The sequence below is a fragment of the Mycobacterium sp. genome (assembly GCF_050701675.1).
Lineage (GTDB): Bacteria > Actinomycetota > Actinomycetes > Mycobacteriales > Mycobacteriaceae > Mycobacterium.
The window spans coordinates 1-1772 of record NZ_JBOGDD010000116.1; the positions used below are offsets into that span (position 1 = coordinate 1).

A 1772-nucleotide genomic window follows, 5' to 3' on the forward strand; every position below is an offset into this window, starting at 1 on the left:
GTTCCGGGGTGTGATGGGTTTCGGTCAGGCCCGGCCCCATCCACCCGCGAGGCCGACTGCCGGTCGCGCCGGTGATGGCATCGGCGATCTCGGCGAGCAGTAGGCGCTCCTCGTCCACGGCCATCGCGGTGTGCAGTATCGAATTCGTCCGGCCGTGCGCGAGCCAGGTCCAGTTCCGCTGGAGACCGGCCTCGATGATCTGCGGGTGGTTGTCGATGACCGCCGAGTTGAGCAGCACGCTGGGGCGAATGCCATGTCGGTCGAGGCTTTCGATGGTGCGCCAGATCCCTACCCGCGCGCCGTAGTCGCGCCAGCCGTAGTTGAGGGCGTCGGGGGTCAGCTCGGCCGTACCCGGCCAGATGCTGGTGGAGGGCTGGTCGGGCAGGAAGTGCTCGACGTTGAGCCCCACGTAGACGGCCACTCTGGCCTCGCCGGGCCAGGTGATGGGTCGACGCTCGGTGATGGGGCTGTACTCGAAGGGCGGAAGGCGATGCGGTGTGGTCATGCCCGACGGTAGGAGGTGACATCAATGTGAGGGTCAAGCGCGACTTGGGTATAACGGGATGATGCGGATTGGTGAGCTGGCGCAGCGGACCGGCGTGAGTGAGCGGTCGTTGCGCTACTACGAGCAGCAGGGGCTTCTGGTATCGGACCGGACGCCGCGCGGTCAGCGTGAGTACTCCGAACGTGCGGTCGACCGAGTGATTCACATCCAGGAGCTCTTCGCAGCCGGGCTGCGCAGCAGGACGATCGCAACATTGCTGCCATGCATGCGCGACAGCGATGGCGGCCCATCCTCCGAGGCGACGCCCCGTCTGGTCACCGAGCTGACCGCCGAGCGCACCCGGCTTGATCGGGAAATCCGCGGTCTAGCGAACTCCCGTGAGGTTCTCGACGGAGTGATCTCCGCGGCGTCGAAGGGGGCTACTCCGGATCGGATCCCCGGGCCTCGCATCGTTGAGCCCGGACCATCAGTTTCCCGACGTAGTCACGTGCCGGCCACCGCAGCGAAGTCGAAGAACGGATCCCCCTCGGATTCCCGGAGGAGTGACAGCTCCCACTCGAAGTAGGCGGCATACCAGGCGTCGCGATCGGGCCCGAACTCCGGCGCTCCCGTGCGGTCGACGACCTCCCCGGCATACAGCGGGTCCTCGGTCACCAATTCATCTGGCACGGCGTTGATTCCGCCATCGAGGACCCAGATGTCACCACCGGTATCGGCCGCGAGGTACTCCGCGGCGAAGTCACCGTCACCGATCAGCACGACACGGGCACCCCGAGAGACGATCTCGTCGAGGTGCTCCCGTCGGGCGTGCAGAGACCCGGCCACGTGCCCGGCGGCGTAGCGGTGAGAGGCCCGCACGTCGACCAGACGGACGTCGACGTCGGAATCCCACTGCGACAGTTCTTGCCAGGTGACGCGATGCTGCACGGGAAGAGTCAGCGACAACCGCTTCCACCGGACCAGCTCCAGCGTCGGATCGAAGACGACGACCGCCAGCGGCCCGTCGTGCAGGAATTTCAGCCACTGCACGGTGTTCGCCGATCGCACCAGATCGCCGGTGTCCACCAGCACCAGCCGCGACCGCCGCACGGCGACGAACTCGTCTGTCGCCTGCACCAGTTGACCGCCGGGCGCGGACACCGCCGCGGCGTAGTGACCAGCTGAGAACTCACCTGGTGAGCGGACGTCCAGCAGATAGGTGGTCGAGGTTCCGTCGTCGAGGTGTCCCTGCGCCTCGGCCGACGTCAGGAGCTCCGCGCCTGCGTCG

At 67.0% G+C, this 1772-nt stretch carries 2 protein-coding genes and 1 pseudogene; 1 reads left to right on the plus strand and 2 read right to left on the minus strand.

What is annotated here, in order from left to right; translation table 11 throughout:
• On the minus strand, positions 1-505 hold a 505-nt coding region (locus tag ACRDUX_RS03530), incomplete at its 3' end, for a polysaccharide deacetylase family protein (RefSeq protein ID WP_526411073.1).
• A 61-nt stretch (positions 506-566) separates the two neighbouring features.
• Here ACRDUX_RS03530 and ACRDUX_RS03535 point away from each other — a divergent pair.
• Positions 567-923 (plus strand): annotated as a pseudogene (locus ACRDUX_RS03535) (MerR family transcriptional regulator); the annotation flags it as partial.
• A gap of 65 nt (positions 924-988) precedes the next feature.
• Here the strand turns inward: ACRDUX_RS03535 and ACRDUX_RS03540 are convergent.
• Positions 989-1772 (minus strand): rhodanese-like domain-containing protein (locus tag ACRDUX_RS03540; protein ID WP_526411075.1); only part of this gene is annotated, 784 nt, incomplete at its 5' end.